This window comes from uncultured Kordia sp. (assembly GCF_947496985.1).
Taxonomy (GTDB): Bacteria; Bacteroidota; Bacteroidia; order Flavobacteriales; family Flavobacteriaceae; genus Kordia.
On the sequence record NZ_CANMEZ010000001.1, the window covers coordinates 23,279 to 41,831 of the forward strand.

General features: G+C 33.0%; 16 protein-coding genes. 14 read left to right on the forward strand and 2 right to left on the reverse strand.

Translation table 11 applies throughout. The features are described 5' to 3' along the window. Positions 1 to 134: 134 nt before the first annotated feature. From miaB to Q0828_RS00170, 11 genes are all read left to right on the forward strand, one after another. On the forward strand, positions 135 to 1,580 hold the full coding sequence (miaB, locus tag Q0828_RS00120; protein ID WP_298416661.1) for a tRNA (N6-isopentenyl adenosine(37)-C2)-methylthiotransferase MiaB: 1,446 nt from the start codon (positions 135 to 137) through the stop codon (positions 1,578 to 1,580). A gap of 45 nt (positions 1,581 to 1,625) precedes the next feature. Next, positions 1,626 to 2,573: a hypothetical protein gene (locus Q0828_RS00125; RefSeq protein WP_298416663.1), complete on the forward strand. Its 948-nt coding sequence runs from the start codon at positions 1,626 to 1,628 to the stop codon at positions 2,571 to 2,573. Positions 2,574 to 2,619: 46 nt separating this feature from the next. After that, on the forward strand, positions 2,620 to 3,612 hold the full coding sequence (locus Q0828_RS00130) for a hypothetical protein (RefSeq protein ID WP_298416665.1): 993 nt from the start codon (positions 2,620 to 2,622) through the stop codon (positions 3,610 to 3,612). A 20-nt stretch (positions 3,613 to 3,632) separates the two neighbouring features. Next, entirely contained in the window at positions 3,633 to 4,886 is a 1,254-nt protein-coding gene (locus Q0828_RS00135) for a sigma-54 dependent transcriptional regulator (protein WP_298416666.1), read from the forward strand. Between the two features lie 6 nt (positions 4,887 to 4,892). Continuing rightward, positions 4,893 to 5,396 (forward strand): LptE family protein, encoded by a 504-nt coding sequence (locus Q0828_RS00140; RefSeq protein WP_298416667.1) that lies wholly within the window; start codon positions 4,893 to 4,895, stop codon positions 5,394 to 5,396. A gap of 4 nt (positions 5,397 to 5,400) precedes the next feature. After that, positions 5,401 to 6,384, forward strand: coding sequence for a hypothetical protein (locus tag Q0828_RS00145; RefSeq protein ID WP_298416670.1), 984 nt, complete (start codon positions 5,401 to 5,403; stop codon positions 6,382 to 6,384). A gap of 6 nt (positions 6,385 to 6,390) precedes the next feature. After that, positions 6,391 to 6,744, forward strand: a complete 354-nt coding sequence (secG, locus tag Q0828_RS00150) for a preprotein translocase subunit SecG (protein WP_298416672.1) — start codon at positions 6,391 to 6,393, stop codon at positions 6,742 to 6,744. Between the two features lie 152 nt (positions 6,745 to 6,896). After that, a complete protein-coding gene (locus Q0828_RS00155) occupies positions 6,897 to 7,175 on the forward strand; it encodes a co-chaperone GroES (RefSeq protein WP_298416673.1) in 279 nt (92 codons plus the stop codon). A gap of 86 nt (positions 7,176 to 7,261) precedes the next feature. Then, positions 7,262 to 8,899 carry a chaperonin GroEL gene (groL, locus tag Q0828_RS00160; RefSeq protein WP_298416675.1) on the forward strand — a complete coding sequence of 546 codons (1,638 nt, stop codon included), beginning with the start codon at positions 7,262 to 7,264 and terminating at the stop codon, positions 8,897 to 8,899. Between the two features lie 280 nt (positions 8,900 to 9,179). Further along, positions 9,180 to 11,561 carry a hypothetical protein gene (locus Q0828_RS00165; protein WP_298416677.1) on the forward strand — a complete coding sequence of 794 codons (2,382 nt, stop codon included), beginning with the start codon at positions 9,180 to 9,182 and terminating at the stop codon, positions 11,559 to 11,561. A 118-nt stretch (positions 11,562 to 11,679) separates the two neighbouring features. Continuing rightward, complete coding sequence (locus Q0828_RS00170; RefSeq protein ID WP_298416680.1) at positions 11,680 to 14,037, forward strand: hypothetical protein; 2,358 nt, start codon at positions 11,680 to 11,682, stop codon at positions 14,035 to 14,037. A 5-nt stretch (positions 14,038 to 14,042) separates the two neighbouring features. Here Q0828_RS00170 and Q0828_RS00175 read toward each other — a convergent pair whose 3' ends face one another. Next, entirely contained in the window at positions 14,043 to 14,483 is a 441-nt protein-coding gene (locus Q0828_RS00175) for an exosortase F system-associated protein (RefSeq protein WP_298416683.1), read from the reverse strand. A gap of 9 nt (positions 14,484 to 14,492) precedes the next feature. Further along, positions 14,493 to 15,020: an exosortase family protein XrtF gene (xrtF, locus tag Q0828_RS00180; RefSeq protein WP_298416685.1), complete on the reverse strand. Its 528-nt coding sequence runs from the start codon at positions 15,018 to 15,020 to the stop codon at positions 14,493 to 14,495. A 170-nt stretch (positions 15,021 to 15,190) separates the two neighbouring features. On the opposite strand from xrtF, the gene Q0828_RS00185 reads away from it, so the two are divergent. From Q0828_RS00185 to Q0828_RS00195, 3 genes are all read left to right on the forward strand, one after another. After that, positions 15,191 to 15,649: a GAF domain-containing protein gene (locus tag Q0828_RS00185; RefSeq protein WP_298416687.1), complete on the forward strand. Its 459-nt coding sequence runs from the start codon at positions 15,191 to 15,193 to the stop codon at positions 15,647 to 15,649. 274 nt (positions 15,650 to 15,923) lie between these two features. Beyond that, complete coding sequence (gene purH, locus Q0828_RS00190; RefSeq protein WP_298416689.1) at positions 15,924 to 17,456, forward strand: bifunctional phosphoribosylaminoimidazolecarboxamide formyltransferase/IMP cyclohydrolase; 1,533 nt, start codon at positions 15,924 to 15,926, stop codon at positions 17,454 to 17,456. A gap of 67 nt (positions 17,457 to 17,523) precedes the next feature. Continuing rightward, positions 17,524 to 18,552: a rod shape-determining protein gene (locus tag Q0828_RS00195; protein ID WP_007095250.1), complete on the forward strand. Its 1,029-nt coding sequence runs from the start codon at positions 17,524 to 17,526 to the stop codon at positions 18,550 to 18,552. Position 18,553: the final 1 nt, after the last annotated feature.

The following is an 18,553-nucleotide window of genomic DNA, read 5'->3' on the forward strand; positions in this document are numbered from 1 at the left end:
AATTATTGGAAGTTGTACAAGCTACACATTTAAGATCGAAAAGTTATTTAACATGTCATTATGTCATATATTTTGAAATAATCCTATCTTTGCATCTTAATTGATAGTAAACTACCATTCAGATTACAGAATAAATGGAGAAGATAATAGACGAAAGCAAACAAGGCGAAAGTATTGTTTTAGCACAAAAACCTGAAAATACACGAAAACTATATATAGAAAGTTATGGTTGTCAGATGAACTTTGCAGATAGTGAAGTTGTAGCATCTATTCTTGCAAAAGAAGGTTTTAATACAACAGATCGTTTGGAAGAAGCTGATTTGGTTTTGGTAAACACATGTTCTATTCGTGATAAAGCCGAACAAACAGTTCGTAAACGTCTTGAAAAATACAATGCTGTCAAACGACACAATCCCAAAATGAAAGTTGGTGTATTAGGATGTATGGCAGAACGCTTAAAAAGCAAGTTTTTAGAAGAAGAAAAGATTGTAGATATGGTTGTTGGACCTGATGCCTACAAAGACTTACCTAATTTAGTACAAGAAATTGACGAAGGTAGAAATGCTGTGAATGTAGTTTTATCAAAAGATGAAACCTATGGTGATATTTCTCCTGTACGATTGAACACAAATGGAATTACAGCCTTAGTTTCCATCACAAGAGGTTGTGATAATATGTGCACTTTTTGCGTGGTTCCTTTTACACGTGGACGTGAACGTAGCCGTGATCCACAATCTATTATTGAAGAAATTCAAGATCTTTCAGACAAGAACTTTAAAGAAGTTACATTATTAGGTCAAAATGTAGATAGCTTTTTATGGTATGGAGGTGGTTTGAAGAAAGATTTTGACAAAGCTTCTGAAATGCAAAAGGCAACTGCGGTAGATTTTGCAAAGTTGTTAGATATGGTTGCCACTCGGTTTCCAAAACTTCGTGTTCGTTTTTCAACTTCTAATCCACAAGACATGCATGAAAATGTATTTCATGTAATGGCAAAACATAGAAATATTTGCAAGCACATTCATTTACCCGTACAAAGCGGAAGTGATCGTATTTTAAAAGAAATGAATCGTTTGCATACGCGCGAAGAGTATTTTGCGTTAATAAATAAGATTCGTGAAATATTACCAAACTGCGGAATATCGCAAGATTTAATTGCTGGTTTTCCAACCGAAACAGAACAAGATCATCAAGATACACTTTCTTTAATGGAATATGTAAAGTATGATTTTGGGTATATGTTTACATATTCGGAACGTCCAGGAACAATGGCTGGAAGAAAAATGGATGATGATATTCCAGAACCTACAAAAAAACGAAGACTTGCAGAAATTATTGAACTGCAACGAAAACATAGCGCTTACAGAACACAATCACATCTTAATACCGTAAAAGAAGTACTAATTGAAGGAACTTCTAAAAAATCAGACGCGCATTGGATGGGAAGAAGTTCTCAAAATACAGTGGTAGTATTTCCAAAAGAGAATTATCAACTTGGCGACTTTGTAAATGTAAAAATTCATGAGTGTACTTCTGCAACATTAATTGGAGAAGCTATTGAGCATTCAGAGAACAATTAAATAATAATAAAACAGCAATAAATCATCAAAAAACAATATAATATAATGAAAAAGACACTTTTAATAACTTCAATCGTAGTAGCTTTTTTTTGCTTTTCATGTGAGGATGAACCAATAGATTTTGAAGTTGAAGTAACAAATCCGACGAATCCAACAGATCCTACAGACCCAACTGATCCTACAGACCCGACTGACCCAACAAATCCAACTACAAATACCTTATCATCTTACACGTATGATGTAACTTCAAACTTGCCAATTCTTGGTGAACTGATAACAAACACAGATTTCAATATTACTGGAGGCGTTGTAACTTCATTGGATATAGAATTAATACTAGGTGGCGTAACAACTCCTGCTTTTGGAGTGTATACACGTGATGGAAGCGGTAGAATTGTTCGATTCAACGCAACTGCTAGCGGAACACCTTCCGAAACAACAACCATTAATTACACTGGAGATAATATTACTGAAATAGTATATGAAGATTTAGCAGATCCTACTGAAAATCACACATATAATTTTGCGTACAGCGGAACTATGGTTACTAGAACAACCGTAGGTTCTGACGAAAGAATTGAATACACATTTAACTCTAACAGTCAATTAATTTCAGTAGAATCGTTTACAGGAACAACAAGTACACAATTAGAAACATTGACTTATGCTAATGGAAATTGTGTATCTGCAACAACTACTGGAACGAATCCAGGATCATATACACTTTCGTACGATTCATTCACAAATCCTTCAAAAGCTGTTTTTAATGATCAGTTTTTATTTAACATGTTTAATATAGATTATGAAGATGAAGTAGCTAATTCGCTTGCCGTTTTTCATAGTACAAATAACTGGACAGGAGTTCAAGACACTGGACAAAACGTGACGTTTGATATTACTTATGATGCTAATAACAATATCACAACAAGAAGTGGAACTTTCGATTTAGGTGATGGCTTTCTGTTTACATTAAACGAAGCATTTCAATATTAATCATACAAATTAAAAAACATGTATAACTCATAAAAATATAAGTCCAATGAAAAAAACGTTCCTATCCACAGCAATTGTATTGGCATTTTTGTGTTTTTCATGTAATAACGAACCTGTTGATTTTGAAATTGTAGTTGAAGAAATTCCAACTAATGGAACTCCGACAGATCCAGATCCTGGCAATCCAACTGATCCAGATCCAGGAACTCCGACGGATCCAAACCCTGGAAATAGCAATCAATTATCAAATTACACGTATGTAAAAGAATTTACTGCTGCTGGGAACGACACTTCTTTTGATACAGATTTCAACATTAACAATCAAAATCAATTTACCTCTCAAGACACAAGTCTTACGCTTTTTGGGACAACCATAAATGCGAATGCTGCCGTAATAAGAGATCAAAATACGAAAGTAATCGGCGTAATTACCAGAGTTGACGGAACTATTATCAATAGAGCGTCTGTAACCTATAATGTTGGAAAAATTGCTGACATTACCTATGAAGATTTACAAGATGCTACTGAAGATTTTGTTTTTACGTTTACACATTTAAATAATGAAGTAACGCGCACTAAAGAAGGAACTATTTACAGTACAAAATTTACATTTAGCAATAACAACAGACTTATAAAAAGAGAAACAATGGAAAGTGGTGTCATTGTTAAAACTGAAAATATTACCTACGATAGTAATGGAAATTTAATCATGTCTGAAATTACTGGACAAAATCCAAACACGTATACATATACGCATGACAATACTGTAAACCCACTAAGTCTAACTATGAATGATTTGTATGGTTTTTTAATATTTTACGATGAATATGACGATCAATACGAACACTGGCAAGCAATGGTGTACAGTAACAATAATGTAACTGCTGTGACAACTACGCAAGGACCTTCTAACTTAGACGTTCAATATGACGCTAGCAATAGAATCATTAGCAGAAGTGGAACTTTATTTTCATCATTACCTAATATTTCTAATGATGTCACCATTACCATTAGCGAAAACTTTCAATACATAAATTAAAAAAACAACGCACGAAAAACATGGAATCCATACAAGCTATAAAACAACGTTTTGGAATCATCGGAAATGACGCTGGACTAAATCGTGCTATTGAAAAAGCAATTCAAGTAGCACCCACAGATATTTCAGTACTTGTTACTGGTGAAAGTGGTGTTGGAAAAGAAAGTATTCCAAAAATCATACATTCATTATCACACAGAAAACACGGAAAGTATATTGCTGTAAACTGCGGCGCTATTCCTGAAGGAACTATTGACAGTGAACTATTTGGACATGAAAAAGGTGCCTTCACAGGTGCCACTCAAACTAGAAATGGATATTTTGAAGTAGCTGATAATGGAACTATATTCTTAGATGAAGTTGGAGAATTACCACTAACAACACAAGTTCGTTTGTTACGTGTTTTAGAAAATGGAGAATTCATAAAAGTAGGTTCATCCAAAGTACAAAAAACCAATGTCCGCATCGTAGCCGCTACAAACGTAAACATGTTTGAAGCTATTAAAAAAGGAAAATTCAGAGAAGATTTATACTATCGTTTAAGTACTGTAGAAATACTTCTTCCACCGTTACGAGCGCGAAAAGATGATATTCATTTATTATTTAGAAAGTTTGCATCTGACTTTGCCATGAAGTACAAAATGCCTTCTATTCGTTTAGATGAAAACGCTACTGAAATGTTAGTAAAATATCGCTGGAGCGGAAATATTCGTCAATTACGAAATGTGGCCGAGCAAATTTCTGTATTAGAAGAAAACAGGTCTATATCTGCTGAAACATTACATCAATATTTACCAAATACAACTGGTAATTTGCCTGCAGTAGTAGAAACGTCTAAAAGTGAAAGTGACTTTAGTTCAGAACGTGAGATATTATACAAAGTGCTTTTTGATATGAAAAGTGATTTAAATGATTTAAAAAAACTCACTATGGAACTCATGCAAAATGGAGTTTCGCAAAAAGTACAAGAAGAAAACGAAAGTCTAATTCAGAAAATATATGGAAACGAAGAAGAAAGTGAAGTATTTCATTCAGAAGAAGAAAATGTAAAATTATTACCAATTGCACCTGAAGTTACTGTAGTTTCAGAAGCAGATAAGTATCATTTTGCAGAAGAAATTGAAGAAGAAGAAACACTTTCATTACACGACAAAGAACTGGAACTCATCAAAAAAGCACTAGAACGCAACAAAGGAAAACGTAAAGCTGCAGCGAGTGAGTTGGGGATTTCAGAACGTACTTTATATAGAAAAATTAAACAATTTGATTTATAAAATTACATGAAACATATTAAAACATACATTACCGCTGTTATTATTTCACTTTTAGTAGTTAGTTGTAAATTTTACAACTTTACAGGAACAGGTGACTTAAATGCAGAAACATACCAAGTAAATTTCTTTCAAAACAATGCTCCTATTATTGAACCTGGACTGGATAGAGATTTCACAAATGCTCTACAAGATTTAATTCAAAATCAAACAAGTTTAACATTAGTTCGTTCCAATGCAGACTTAGTATATGAAGGTGAAATTGTAGAATATAGAGTTTCTCCAATGAGCGCAACTGCAAACAATACAGCAGCACAAAACCGTTTAACAATTGGCGTACAAGTTCGTTTTACACACAACAACAGACCTGATGATGATTTTGATCAGCGCTTTTCATTTTTCTATGATTATCCAGCGTCTTCACAATTATCTGCTGTACAAAGTGTTGCTTTTCAAGAAATATTTGACCGTTTAACACAAGACATCTTTAACGCTAGTTTAGCAAACTGGTAGCCATATGAACATCTCTGATTTTACATACATACTAAAAAACCCTGCGTACATTAATGCTGCGCAAACCGATGCCATTGCAGCAATCACTAAAGATTTCCCATACTTTCAAGCGGCGCGCATTGTACATTTAAAAGGACTAAAAAATCAAGATAGTTTCAAATACAATCAAAGTTTAAAAGTAGCTGCTGCACATACAACAGATCGTAGTATTCTATTTGATTTCATTACATCTGAAATATTTGAGCAACATGAAACATCAAATACAATTCAAGAAGCGCAAAGCAATTCGAATGCAGTTGATATTAACGAAATTCCTATTGAAGTTGAAGAAGTAAAAGTTGATAAAAATCTCCGTATGGAAGATGCTATCAAAACAAAAATCCAAGAAGCAAACGCTATTCTTGATCCCGATCTATTTCAACCAAAAATTGATCCTACTCCTATTACAGAAGTCATAGCTGAAACAAAAGAAGTAGAAAAGCCAGTTTTTAAAGAAATAATTATTCCTGAAAAAGCGGCTTCTCCTGAAGAAACATTGAAGCTTGGAAAACCGCTTCAATTTGAGAAAAAAGAAAAGCATTCTTTTTCAGAATGGTTGCAACTTGCAAACTTCAAGCCCATTGATCGTTCTAAAAAAATTGAACAAGAGGAAGTAGAGAAAGAACCTAAAATAGTTGAAAACGAGTCAAATTCTGCTGCAGCGGAAAGCGAAAAAGACAAAAGATTTGACCTGATAGACAAGTTTATAGCTACAAATCCAAAAATAAAACCGAAGCCAACACTTGAAAAAACAGTCAACCTAGCAAATAGCACAACCGTTGACCAGTCTATCCTCATGACGGAAACGTTGGCAAAAGTATATTTAGAACAAAAGAAATATAAAAAAGCAATTAAAGCATATAATATTTTAATTTTGAAATATCCAGAAAAAAGTGGTTTCTTTGCAGACCAAATTCGAGCAATAAAAAAAATACAACAAAATAATTAGTACAAAATGACTTCAACTTATTACATATTTATAATCTTAATCCTTATTGTAGCATTTTTATTAATGTTAGTAATAATGGTTCAAAACCCAAAAGGTGGAGGATTATCTTCTTCTTTTGGAGGTGGTGGAAATCAACAAATTGGTGGAGTTCAAAAAACAACCGATTTCCTTGATAAAAGCACTTGGGCTTTAGCAACTATCTTAATTGGTTTAATTTTAGTAACAAACTTCACAAACCTGAGCAGTGCTAACGGTAAATCAAAAGTAGCAGGAGATGCAGTTCCTACAACAGAACAAACAACACCGCCAGCTGATACAAACACAAATTCAACAGAAGGAACAAATACTGACGGACAGTAATTTTTTCCAATCATATCACATAAAAAAATGCCAGCTTGTCAGAAGCTGGCATTTTTTATTTCAATTTGTCAGTATTCACAAAATGGCATAGTTTCTGACTACTTCCTATTCGTAAAAAATAACATAATTAATCAAATAAAATAGTTAACAAAATGAGCAAAGTTAATATCAAACCACTAGCGGATAGAGTTTTGATTGCCCCGTTGCCAGCAGCAACACAAACTGCTTCAGGGCTTTACATTCCAGATTCAGCGCAAGAAAAACAACAACGTGGAACTGTTGTAGCTGTTGGTTCAGGTAAAAAAGACGAACCAATGACGGTAAAAGTTGGCGATACGGTTCTTTATGGAAAATTTTCTGGATCTGAAATCAAGTATGAAGGAGCTGATTACATTATCATGAGAGAAGACGACATTTTAGCAATTATTTAATACGCTATTGCACTTTAAAAGTCGTTATCAGAAAAAACAAAATAACTATAGTCAATTAGAAAGTATTGGCTAACAACTAAAAAGACATGGCAAAAGATATAAAATTTGATATTGAAGCACGCGACGGACTAAAACGCGGTGTGGATGCATTAGCAAATGCAGTAAAAGTAACATTAGGCCCAAAAGGAAGAAACGTAATCATTAGCAAATCATTTGGTGCGCCATCTGTAACAAAAGATGGTGTATCTGTAGCAAAAGAAATTGAGCTAGAAAACCCATTAGAAAACATGGGAGCACAAATGGTAAAAGAAGTTGCTTCTAGAACAAATGACTTAGCAGGAGACGGAACAACAACAGCAACCGTTTTAGCACAAGCTATCGTAAAAGAAGGATTGAAAAACGTTGCTGCCGGAGCGAATCCAATGGATTTAAAAAGAGGAATTGACAAAGCTGTAACAGCAATTGTTGAAGATTTAAATAAGCAAGCTAAGAAAGTTGGTGATTCTTCTGAAAAAATAAAACAAATTGCGTCTATTTCGGCAAACAATGACGAAGTTGTGGGTGACTTAATCGCGAAAGCGTTTGGAAAAGTTGGAAAAGAAGGTGTAATTACGGTTGAAGAAGCTAAAGGAACAGACACAACAGTTGATGTTGTTGAAGGAATGCAGTTTGACAGAGGATACTTATCTCCATATTTTGTAACCAACTCTGAAAAGATGGAAGCAGAATTGGAAAGTCCATATATCTTATTATTTGATAAGAAAATCTCTTCAATGAAAGACTTGATGCCAGTTTTAGAGCCTGTTGCACAAACTGGAAAACCATTAATCATCATTGCAGAAGATGTTGATGGAGAAGCATTAGCTACTTTAGTAGTAAACAAACTAAGAGGTGCATTAAAAATTGCAGCTGTAAAAGCACCTGGATTTGGTGACCGTAGAAAAGCAATGTTAGAAGACATCGCTATCCTAACTGGTGGAACTGTAATTTCTGAAGAAAGAGGTCACACGCTAGAAAATACTACGATTGACATGCTTGGAACTGCTGAAAAAATTACAATTGACAAAGACAATACAACTATTGTAAATGGAGCTGGAGATGCAGGAATGATCAAAGCACGTGTTGGACAAATTAAAGCGCAAATAGAAGCTACAACTTCTGATTACGACAAAGAAAAACTACAAGAACGTTTGGCTAAATTAGCTGGTGGAGTTGCAGTTTTATACGTTGGAGCAGCTTCTGAAGTTGAAATGAAGGAGAAAAAAGATAGAGTTGATGATGCATTACACGCTACAAGAGCAGCCGTTGAAGAAGGAATTGTTGCTGGTGGTGGAGTTGCTTTGGTAAGAGCAAAAGGTGTATTAGAATCAATTACTACTGACAACTTAGATGAAGTAACTGGAATCAAAATTATAGCACGTGCTATTGAAGAGCCATTACGTACAATCGTTTCTAACGCTGGTGGCGAAGGAAGTGTTGTAGTTTCTAAAGTAATGGAAGGCAAAAAAGATTTTGGATACAATGCAAAAACTGACGAATACGTAGATATGTTGAAAGCAGGAATCATTGATCCTAAAAAAGTAACACGTATTGCATTAGAAAATGCAGCATCTGTTTCAGGAATGATTTTAACTACAGAATGTGCATTAATTGACATTAAAGAAGAAGCTCCTGCAGGAGCTGGAATGCCTCCAATGGGCGGAGGAATGCCAGGAATGATGTAATTATAACACATATATAAACACGCAAAAGCCTTGAAAATTAATTTTTCAAGGCTTTTTGTATTTTAATCAACTCACTCATCAAAATATCCATTTCACTCATTGAAAAAGTCAGTTTACTCATTGTAACACTAAAGTTTATACGATTTAAAATATCTTTAAAACAATCAATACTACTTATTAACACCAATAAATTCCCCTAAAGAGAAGAAGTTTGATTTCAAAACCATGCATGTAATCAAAATATTCCATAAAATGCTAACACTAAAACCAACATATTACCATGAAAAGAATTTTACTCTCGCTATCATTCTTGCTATTACTACCTTCTTTTTCACTGTTTGCTCAGACAGAAAAAAACACCGCTGAAGATCGTTATGCAGCATATTTTAAACTTCCTCGCGAAACTATCTTTCTTCATTTAAACAAAACCACCTATTTATTTGGAGAAGAAATATGGTTTAAAGGATATGCGTATGATCAGAAAAATCAATTGACTTCAAAAGCTACTACAAATTTTAATGTTGGAGTTTACGATACAAATGGAAAAGAAGTTAAAAGAGCTTTGTTTAAAGGAGAAAATGGCTTTACCAAAGGAAACTTTCTAATTGACTCTACATTTGTTTCCGGAACTTATTACATAAAAGCATCGACCAATTGGATGAAAAATTTCCAAGATGATGGCGCATATATTCAAAAAATTGAAATCTTTGGAAATAAGATCGCAACCAACAACAATGATAAAGCAACCGAAAATGAATATGATTTTCAATTTCTACCAGAAGGCGGACATATTGTTGCAAACACAAAAAACAATATTGGGTTTAAATTCATTGACACCAATGGAAAAGGCATAGCTGCTAAAGGAAGTGTCTTTGATGAAAACAATGAAGAAGTCACTAAATTTAAAAGTAACATTTTAGGACTTGGTAAATTTTTATTTCAACCAGAGATCAATAAAAAATATACTTCAAAAATTACGTTAGCTTCAGGAGAAACTATTGAACAAGAAATTCAAGCCAGTAAAAGACAAGGCATTTCAATTATCATGAACAATCTTTTTCCAGATAGAACTATTATTACACTAAATACAAATGCAGAAACACTAGAAAACTATAGTGATACAAAATATAAACTATTAATTCATCAAAGTGGAAAACTTAAAAAAATAAATTTCACATTTGACCAAGGAATTTCAAAAACGATCACTATTCCTAAAAAAGAATTATTTAAAGGAATTAACACAGTTACATTATTTGACGAAAACGAACAACCAATTTTAGAACGTTTATTTTTCAATGCATTTGACATAAAAGAAGCTGCTGTCGCTATATCAAAATTAAATACAATTAATGACTCAATCATTCTATCTGTAAAAGAACTAAACCTAGATACAAATGCTAATATTAGTATTTCCGTATTGCCAGAAGAAACAGAAAGCTACGCACCAAACAACACCATAATTTCAAGCTTTGCTTTAAAACCTTATTTAAAAGGAACTGTTGAAAATCCTGAATATTATTTTACAAAACTTGATAGAAAACACAAATACGAACTAGATATTTTATTACTCACACAAGGTTGGAGTAAATACAATTGGGATGCTATTTTCAAAAATCCCCCAAAACAAATACATCAATTTGAAAATGGAATTACTATTAGAGGGAAAGTTAACGCTCCTACTTCGGGCATAGATCGATTGTTTTTATACTCCACTAAAAACCATTCAGCTCAGTTTGTCAACTTAAACAAAGATCAATCATTTACCATTAATAACTTTTTCATTGAAGAAGGCGAACAAGTTCGTTTTTCGTATCAAAACAAAAATGGTAAATTTAAAAAACCAAGCTTGTTTATATCGTACACGGTAGCAAATAAAGAAGATAATATCAGTAGTGTTATTAATACACTATCTTCTTTTAAAACCAAATCTGACAGATCTAATCTTACTAGCACTAAAAACTTTTTTCCCGACGATTCAGAAGAACTAGAAGTAGTGATGTTAGAAACTACAAAAAATAAAAAGAGTAGAGAAAATCTCGACCCTGTTTTGACAAATGCAACAGCTCTTGACGTCAATGTAGAAAGCTACACACAATATCCTTTTGTAACTGATTATATCATAAATAAAGGGTACCGGTTTTTTAAAGATAGTCTTGGAGTATTTCATCTAACGAATCGAACTACGCTCTCTTTTCAAGCAGAAACTACTCCACTTGTATTTATAGATGATGTTCCAGTGACAAACATTCTCATACTAGAATATTTACGAACGGGAGATGTTGAGAAAATTATTGTTGACAGAACAGGATTTGGTTATGGAATACGTGCTGCTGGTGGTGTTATAAAAATTTACATGCGTAAAACAGCATTATATCAAGATGAAAAAGGCAGAGCTAGCATTTCCAACACGAGCACTGCTCCTTTTTCATTTCAAAAAGCTAAGGAATACTACGCCCCAAAATATAATAGTTATACAAATAGTTCATTCAAAAAATATGGTGTAATTTCTTGGATTCCAGAATTGGTTTTAAATAAAAACGAAACAACAACATTCAAAGTTTTTAATACACGTACAAAGCGTGTAATTGTTTTTATAGAAGGAATCGCCAAAGATGGAAATCTAATTTCTCAGAAACAAATTATTGACTTAACTAAAGGTTAACAACAAACAGCTCAAAAACTCCGAAAAGCAATTTTTCGGAGTTTTTGTTTTATTTAACATTTCCATAATTTTTTTGTGGTATTTTTAATACCTAATTAAAACTGATCATTTTTTTAGTATGAAACGTATTTTACCGCTACTAACTTTCCTTCTATTATTTTCTTTTTCGTTGTTTTCTCAAACCGATACGACAGTTGAAGATAGCTATACTGAATATTTCAAATTACCTCGAGAAACTCTCTTTTTACATCTAAACAAAACTTCCTTTTTAGCTGGTGAAGAAATATGGTTTAAAGGATATGCATATGATCAGAAAAATCAATTAACTTCAAAAGCTACTACAAATTTCAATGTTGGAATTTATGATGCAAATGGAAAAGAAGTCAAAAGAGCTTTATTTCAAGGAGAGAATGGTGTTACTAGAGGAAATTTTTTAGTTGACTCTACGTTTGTTTCAGGAACTTACTATATCAAAGCAGCTACCAATTGGATGAAAAATTTCCAAGATGATGGTGCATACATTCAAAAAATTGAAATCTTTGGAGATAAAATCATAGGTAACAACGAAGAAGCTACCAAAAATGAATATGACTTTCAATTTTTACCTGAAGGCGGACATATTGTTGCAAATGCAAAAAACAATATTGGGTTCAAAGTTGTCAATGCCAATGGAAAAGGAGTAAGTGCTACGGGAATTATATTCAATGAGAAAAATGAAGAAGTCACAAAATTCAAAAGTAATACTTTAGGACTTGGAAAGTTTTTGTTTCAACCCAAAGTGAATGAAAAATATACTTCAAAAATCACCTTAGCGACAGGCGAAACTATTGAGCAAAAAATTCAAGCTACCGGACGACAAGGGATTACAATTATTATGAATACGCTATTTCCAGATAGAGCTATCATTACATTAAATACAAATGAAGAAACACTAAAAAATCACAGCAATACTAAATACAAGTTATTAATTCACCAAAGTGGAAAACTAAAAACAGTAAGCTTCACATTTGATCAAGGAATTGCAAAAACGATTACAATTCCTAAAAACGAATTATTTAAAGGAGTTAATACAGTTACACTATTTGATGAAAATGAACAACCAATTTTAGAACGTTTATTTTTCAATGATTTAGGCATCAAAAAAACGAATGTTTCTGTATCAAAATTGAACAAAGTAAACGATTCCATCATACTTTCTGTAAAAGAATTAAATTTAGATGAAGAAGCTAATATTAGTGTTTCTATGTTGCCAGAAGAAACAGAAAGTTACACTCCAAATAATACTATCATTTCAAGCTTTCTATTACAACCTTATGTAAAAGGAATTATTGAAAATCCTGAATATTACTTTACCAATTTTGACAGAAAACAAAAATATGAATTAGACATTCTATTACTCACTCAAGGTTGGAGTAAATACAATTGGGATGCTATTTTCAGAAATCCACCAAAGCAACTACATCAATTTGAAAACGGAATCACGATCAAAGGAAAAGTAAATTCTCCAGCTTCTGGAATCAAAAAATTATTTTTGTACTCTACTAAAAATCACCAAGCACAATTTATAGAATTAAATGAAGATCAAACATTTACCCTAAGAAATTTCTATTTAGAAGAAGGTGAAGAAATTCGTTTCTCTTATCAAGATAAACGTGGGATTTTCAAAAAACCTAGAATGTATGTTACGTTTAGCGTTACGAATAAAGAAAATAGCTTAGACCCTGAAATTGAAGCCCAAAAAGTAATCGACACCAAAGTTATAGCGCCTAATTTCGATCTTTCAAAAGAATTTTTCCGCGAAGATTCTGTAGAATTAGATGCCATTGTACTAGAAACAAAAAGAAAAAAACGAGAAGAAGATCCGATTGCTATCAATGGTAAGTTTAAAAGAGTGGACGTACAAACATATGCGCAATTTCCATTTGTTGCGGATTATATACAGAATAATGGGTACAGAGTTACCGAAAGTTTTGGACAACTAAACATTACTACACGTAACAGAATAAGCTTTCAAGGTGTTACTTCTCCTCTAGTTTTTCTGGATGACATGCCGCTTACGAATTTCAACATTCTATACAATTATTCAATGGCAAACGTAGAAAAGATTTTAATTGACAAAAGTGGGTTTGGATATGGACTTCGAAGCGCTGGTGGTGTTATTAAAATCTATACTCGTACAACTCCTTTATACAAAGACAAAGATGGAAAGTCTGATATTTCAAATGGAACAGCAGCTCTTTTTGCCTTTCAACAAACCAAAGAATACTACGCTCCTAAGTATAATAATTATGGAGATAGTACATTTAAAAAGTATGGTGTAATTTCTTGGATTCCTGAGCTCATCTTAACGAAAAACGAAACAACAACGTTTAAAGTTTTTGACACGCGTACAAAGTTTGTGACTGTTTTTATTGAAGGTATTACCAAAGATGGAAATCTAATCTCTCAGAAACAAACTATTAATCTTAGAGAATAAAAAAATCAAACCCCTTCATTCTTAATCTTACGCTGGTAATAAAAAGCAGGCAATAAAATCAACACAAAAAGTGGCTGAATCAAAAAGCGACGGATATAAAATGTAAGTAAATAATCTTCGGACAAATTATGTTGAATGAAGTAAAAATACATGGCAACTAAAATTACAAACGCAACTACATACAATCCTGTGCACAATTTAAGCACATGCTTATTTTCAAATGCAACATAGATAATTGCTAAGGAGATGAGCATATTTAGTCCATATCGAAATATATGATTCACGAAAAGTAACCAAGCATTATAATCTGGAATATTAGCTTGTAAATAATCATGTCTAAAGAAGTTCAAAAACGGATCATAAAAAAGTTCATTCTCAAAAGCTCTTATCAGAACTAAAATTCCGAAAAGAAAACCTACAATTATATATTTCCAAATCTTTTTCATGAATCAAAACTACTTTTTTGAAAACTTTTTAACCCAAAACATCCATAACAGAAACACCATTCCGTAAATAATTGTCGGAAATACAATATGATGCAACATGTATTCGTATTCAGGAAAACGGTACAATCCAATTCCTAAAACAACAATTCTCAACAGGTTTGCTGTGTACACACAAATACTTCCAATAACGGCAAACAGAATTGTATTTTTCAAATTTCCTGTAAAAGCAATCACAAACGTGATGAATAAAATTAATACGCTTATAGAATTACAACCTTCTACAATTCGCCCAACATAAGTATCATTTACAAGTAATTTCATTGTCGGTTCTGTTTCATGCAGCATCACTTTTGAATCGTATCCAAATACATCAATAATAGCTACTGTTTGATCAGCTACTATACGTGTAATTCCATCAGGAATTCCATCAAAATTTGACAAATACAAACTGTACACAAACGTAAAAAGAATGTATACAACGAAGAATTTTAACACAAATCCTAGTGCTGATTTATATCGAAGAATAGTTTCTAACACAATTCAAATTAAAAATTGAACTCTTACAAACTTACAGCAAAAGCCATTGAAAAGCTCACATTTTCCATAAATTTTGTTCAATTCACTTTGGAAACAATTTTATTCGATAAACGGAGAAAGATTTTTATACTTTTTTCGACTATTTTTGCAAGCATTAAAAATTAGAACACATGACATTTGCAACATATAAACCACAAGTAACCGAAATTTTAGCCAACGAAACACTTTCTGTAGACGATCGTATGACAAAAGTATGCGAATTATTACAAGAAAATTTTGATCATTATGATTGGGTTGGTTTTTACTTCAAAAATGGTGACAAACCTGAATTAAAACTAAGAGCATTTGCAGGTGAACCAACAGATCATACCATTATTCCATTTGGAAAAGGAATTTGTGGACAAGTAGCCGTTTCTAACGAAAACTTTTTAGTTCCTGATGTAAAAGCACAAGATAACTATATTGCTTGTAGCATTTATGTAAAGGCAGAAATTGTAATTCCATTGTTTGTAAACGGAGAAAATATTGGACAAATTGATATTGATTCACACACGCCAGATCCTTTTACCAAAGAGGACGAAGAATTCTTAGAATTCATCAATGCAAAAGTTGCTGAGATTCTTTCTTAATCTGGAAACAAAAAAATATTACCCGAAAAATATGCATCGGTGAAAATGAAAAATAGAATACTCACTTTCTTTTGCAAAACACAAATTTAACCACCAAAAAATTCACATAAATCGATTCGTATAGATAAATAAAAAATGAATATTTCTCCTTTTAAAGTATCTACCTCAAAATAAGTTGATTTTATATATTTTTTCTTTCAATAAGAAGGTGTTTTTTTAGTGTTAATTATTACTTTTGCAGCTTCACAACAACACAATTAACAACGTAACTCTAATGAATTCCCTAAAACAAGCAAAATCAGCTTTAATTTCGGTATTCAACAAAGATGGATTAGCTCCAATTGTTGAAAAACTACACGCTTTAAACATTACCATTTATTCCACAGGTGGAACAGAAAAATTTATCAAAGATCTTGGTATTCCTGTCGTTCCTGTTGAAGATGTAACATCTTATCCTTCCATTTTGGGTGGACGTGTAAAAACATTACATCCAAAAGTTTTTGGTGGTATTTTAAATCGTCAAAACAATGAAAGTGATGTTGCTGAATTAGCTCAGTACGAAATTCCACAACTTGACATTGTTATTGTTGACTTATATCCTTTTGAAAAAACAGTTGCTTCTGGAGCTCCTGAACAAGATATTATTGAAAAAATTGATATTGGAGGAATCTCTTTAATTAGAGCGGCTGCTAAAAATTTTGCAGATGTACTTTGTGTATCTTCAGTAGACGATTATGAAAGTTTCCTAAGCTTATTAGAAGCTCAAGAAGGTTCTTTCTCTGTAGCAGATAGAAAAGCGTTTGCCGCGAAAGCATTCAATATATCTTCACATTACGATACTGCAATTTTCAACTACTTCAATCAAGATCATGCAATTCCTGCATTGAAAGTGAGTGAAACTAAAGGAAAAGTGTTACGTTATGGAGAAAACCCACATCAAAAAGGATTTTTCTTTGGAAACTTTGATGAAATGTTTGATAAGCTTCACGGAAAAGAATTAAGTTACAACAACTTATTAGATGTTGACGCAGCTGTAAACTTAATGAACGAGTTTACAAACGACGATCCAACATTTGCCATCTTAAAACATAACAATGCTTGTGGTTTTGCAACACGCCCTACTATTCATCAAGCATATGTAGATGCTCTGGCTGGTGATCCAATTTCTGCGTTTGGAGGAATTTTAATTTCAAACAAAAAAATTGACAAAGCAACCGCTACAGAAATTCATAAATTATTCTGCGAAGTTGTCATTGCTCCAGAATATGATGTAGATGCGTTGGAAGTTTTAAAAGGAAAGAAAAACAGAATCATCTTAATTCAAAACGAAGTAGCCTTACCAAAAATGCAGGTTCGTACGTGTTTAAATGGCGTATTACTTCAAGATAAAGATGCAAAAACAGATACGCTGGAAGGTTTAGCATATGCTACTGAAACCAAACCAACGGATGCACAAATAGAAGATTTATTATTTGCTTCTAAATTATGTAAGCATACAAAATCAAATACAATTGTTTTAGTAAAAAACAAACAATTATGCGCAAGCGGAACAGGACAAACAAGTAGAGTTGATGCTTTGAATCAATCTATCGTAAAAGCGAATAGCTTTAACTTTGATTTAAATGGAGCAGTCATGGCGAGTGACGCATTTTTCCCATTTCCTGATTGTGTAGAAATAGCCAATAACGCTGGAATAAATGCCGTAATTCAGCCAGGTGGATCTATAAAAGATCAATTAAGTATCGATTATTGCAACGCAAACAATGTAGCAATGGTATTTACAGGCACAAGACACTTTAAACATTAAAAATTTTATACCTTTGTATTTCATACTTAATGACTTACAAAACGTATACAAACAGCAGATATAACACATGGGATTTTTTGATTTCTTAACAGAGGAAATAGCAATAGATTTAGGAACCGCAAACACATTGATCATTCATAATGACAAAGTTGTTGTAGATAGTCCTTCTATTGTCGCCAGGGACAGGATGTCGAATAAAATCATTGCCGTCGGACAGGAAGCTGCTCGTATGCAGGGAAAAACCCATGAGAACATCAAAACGATTCGTCCATTAAAAGATGGAGTTATTGCAGATTTTGATGCTTCTGAAAAAATGATTAGTCTGTTTATAAAAAATATTCCAGCGCTTAAAAAGAAATTATTTCCACCATCACTTCGTATGGTAATTTGTATTCCTTCAGGAATTACAGAAGTAGAAATGCGAGCTGTAAAAGAATCTGCTGAGCGCGTAAACGGAAAAGAAGTTTATTTGATACACGAACCAATGGCAGCTGCCATTGGTATCGGTGTCGATATCATGCAACCAAAAGGAAACATGATTGTTGATATCGGAGGTGGTACTACAGAAATTGCTGTTATTGCTTTGGGAGGAATTGTTTGTGACAAATCTGTAAAAGTAGCAGGTGATGTATTTACCAACGATATCGTATACTACATGCGTACACAACATAACTTATATGTTGGAGAGCGCACGGCTGAAAAGATTAAAATTCAAATTGGAGCAGCAACCGAAGATTTAGAAGTTCCGCCAGAAGAAATGTCGGTTCAAGGACGTGACTTACTAACTGGAAAACCTAAGCAAGTTCAGATTTCATATCGTGAAGTTGCTAAAGCCTTAGACAAGTCAATCCTTCGTATTGAAGACGCAGTAATGGAAACCTTATCACAAACACCTCCTGAATTAGCGGCTGATATTTACAACACAGGTATCTATCTTGCTGGTGGTGGATCCATGTTACGTGGTTTAGACAAGCGTCTTTCTCAAAAAACAGATTTACCTGTATATATTGCCGAAGATCCATTACGTGCCGTTGTACGTGGAACAGGAATTACCCTGAAAAACCTTAGCAAATTCAAAAGTGTATTGATCAAATAAG

Bases quoted from the DNA above. Each gene is read 5' to 3' on its own strand.
- miaB (WP_298416661.1), top strand. From the start codon at position 135: ATGGAGAAGATAATAGACGAAAGCAAACAAGGCGAAAGTATTGTTTTA.
- Q0828_RS00125 (WP_298416663.1), top strand. From the start codon at position 1,626: ATGAAAAAGACACTTTTAATAACTTCAATCGTAGTAGCTTTTTTTTGC.
- Q0828_RS00130 (WP_298416665.1), top strand. From the start codon at position 2,620: ATGAAAAAAACGTTCCTATCCACAGCAATTGTATTGGCATTTTTGTGT.
- Q0828_RS00135 (WP_298416666.1), top strand. From the start codon at position 3,633: ATGGAATCCATACAAGCTATAAAACAACGTTTTGGAATCATCGGAAAT.
- Q0828_RS00140 (WP_298416667.1), top strand. From the start codon at position 4,893: ATGAAACATATTAAAACATACATTACCGCTGTTATTATTTCACTTTTA.
- Q0828_RS00145 (WP_298416670.1), top strand. From the start codon at position 5,401: ATGAACATCTCTGATTTTACATACATACTAAAAAACCCTGCGTACATT.
- secG (WP_298416672.1), top strand. From the start codon at position 6,391: ATGACTTCAACTTATTACATATTTATAATCTTAATCCTTATTGTAGCA.
- Q0828_RS00155 (WP_298416673.1), top strand. From the start codon at position 6,897: ATGAGCAAAGTTAATATCAAACCACTAGCGGATAGAGTTTTGATTGCC.
- groL (WP_298416675.1), top strand. From the start codon at position 7,262: ATGGCAAAAGATATAAAATTTGATATTGAAGCACGCGACGGACTAAAA.
- Q0828_RS00165 (WP_298416677.1), top strand. From the start codon at position 9,180: ATGAAAAGAATTTTACTCTCGCTATCATTCTTGCTATTACTACCTTCT.
- Q0828_RS00170 (WP_298416680.1), top strand. From the start codon at position 11,680: ATGAAACGTATTTTACCGCTACTAACTTTCCTTCTATTATTTTCTTTT.
- Q0828_RS00175 (WP_298416683.1), bottom strand. From the start codon at position 14,483: ATGAAAAAGATTTGGAAATATATAATTGTAGGTTTTCTTTTCGGAATT.
- Q0828_RS00185 (WP_298416687.1), top strand. From the start codon at position 15,191: ATGACATTTGCAACATATAAACCACAAGTAACCGAAATTTTAGCCAAC.
- purH (WP_298416689.1), top strand. From the start codon at position 15,924: ATGAATTCCCTAAAACAAGCAAAATCAGCTTTAATTTCGGTATTCAAC.
- Q0828_RS00195 (WP_007095250.1), top strand. From the start codon at position 17,524: ATGGGATTTTTTGATTTCTTAACAGAGGAAATAGCAATAGATTTAGGA.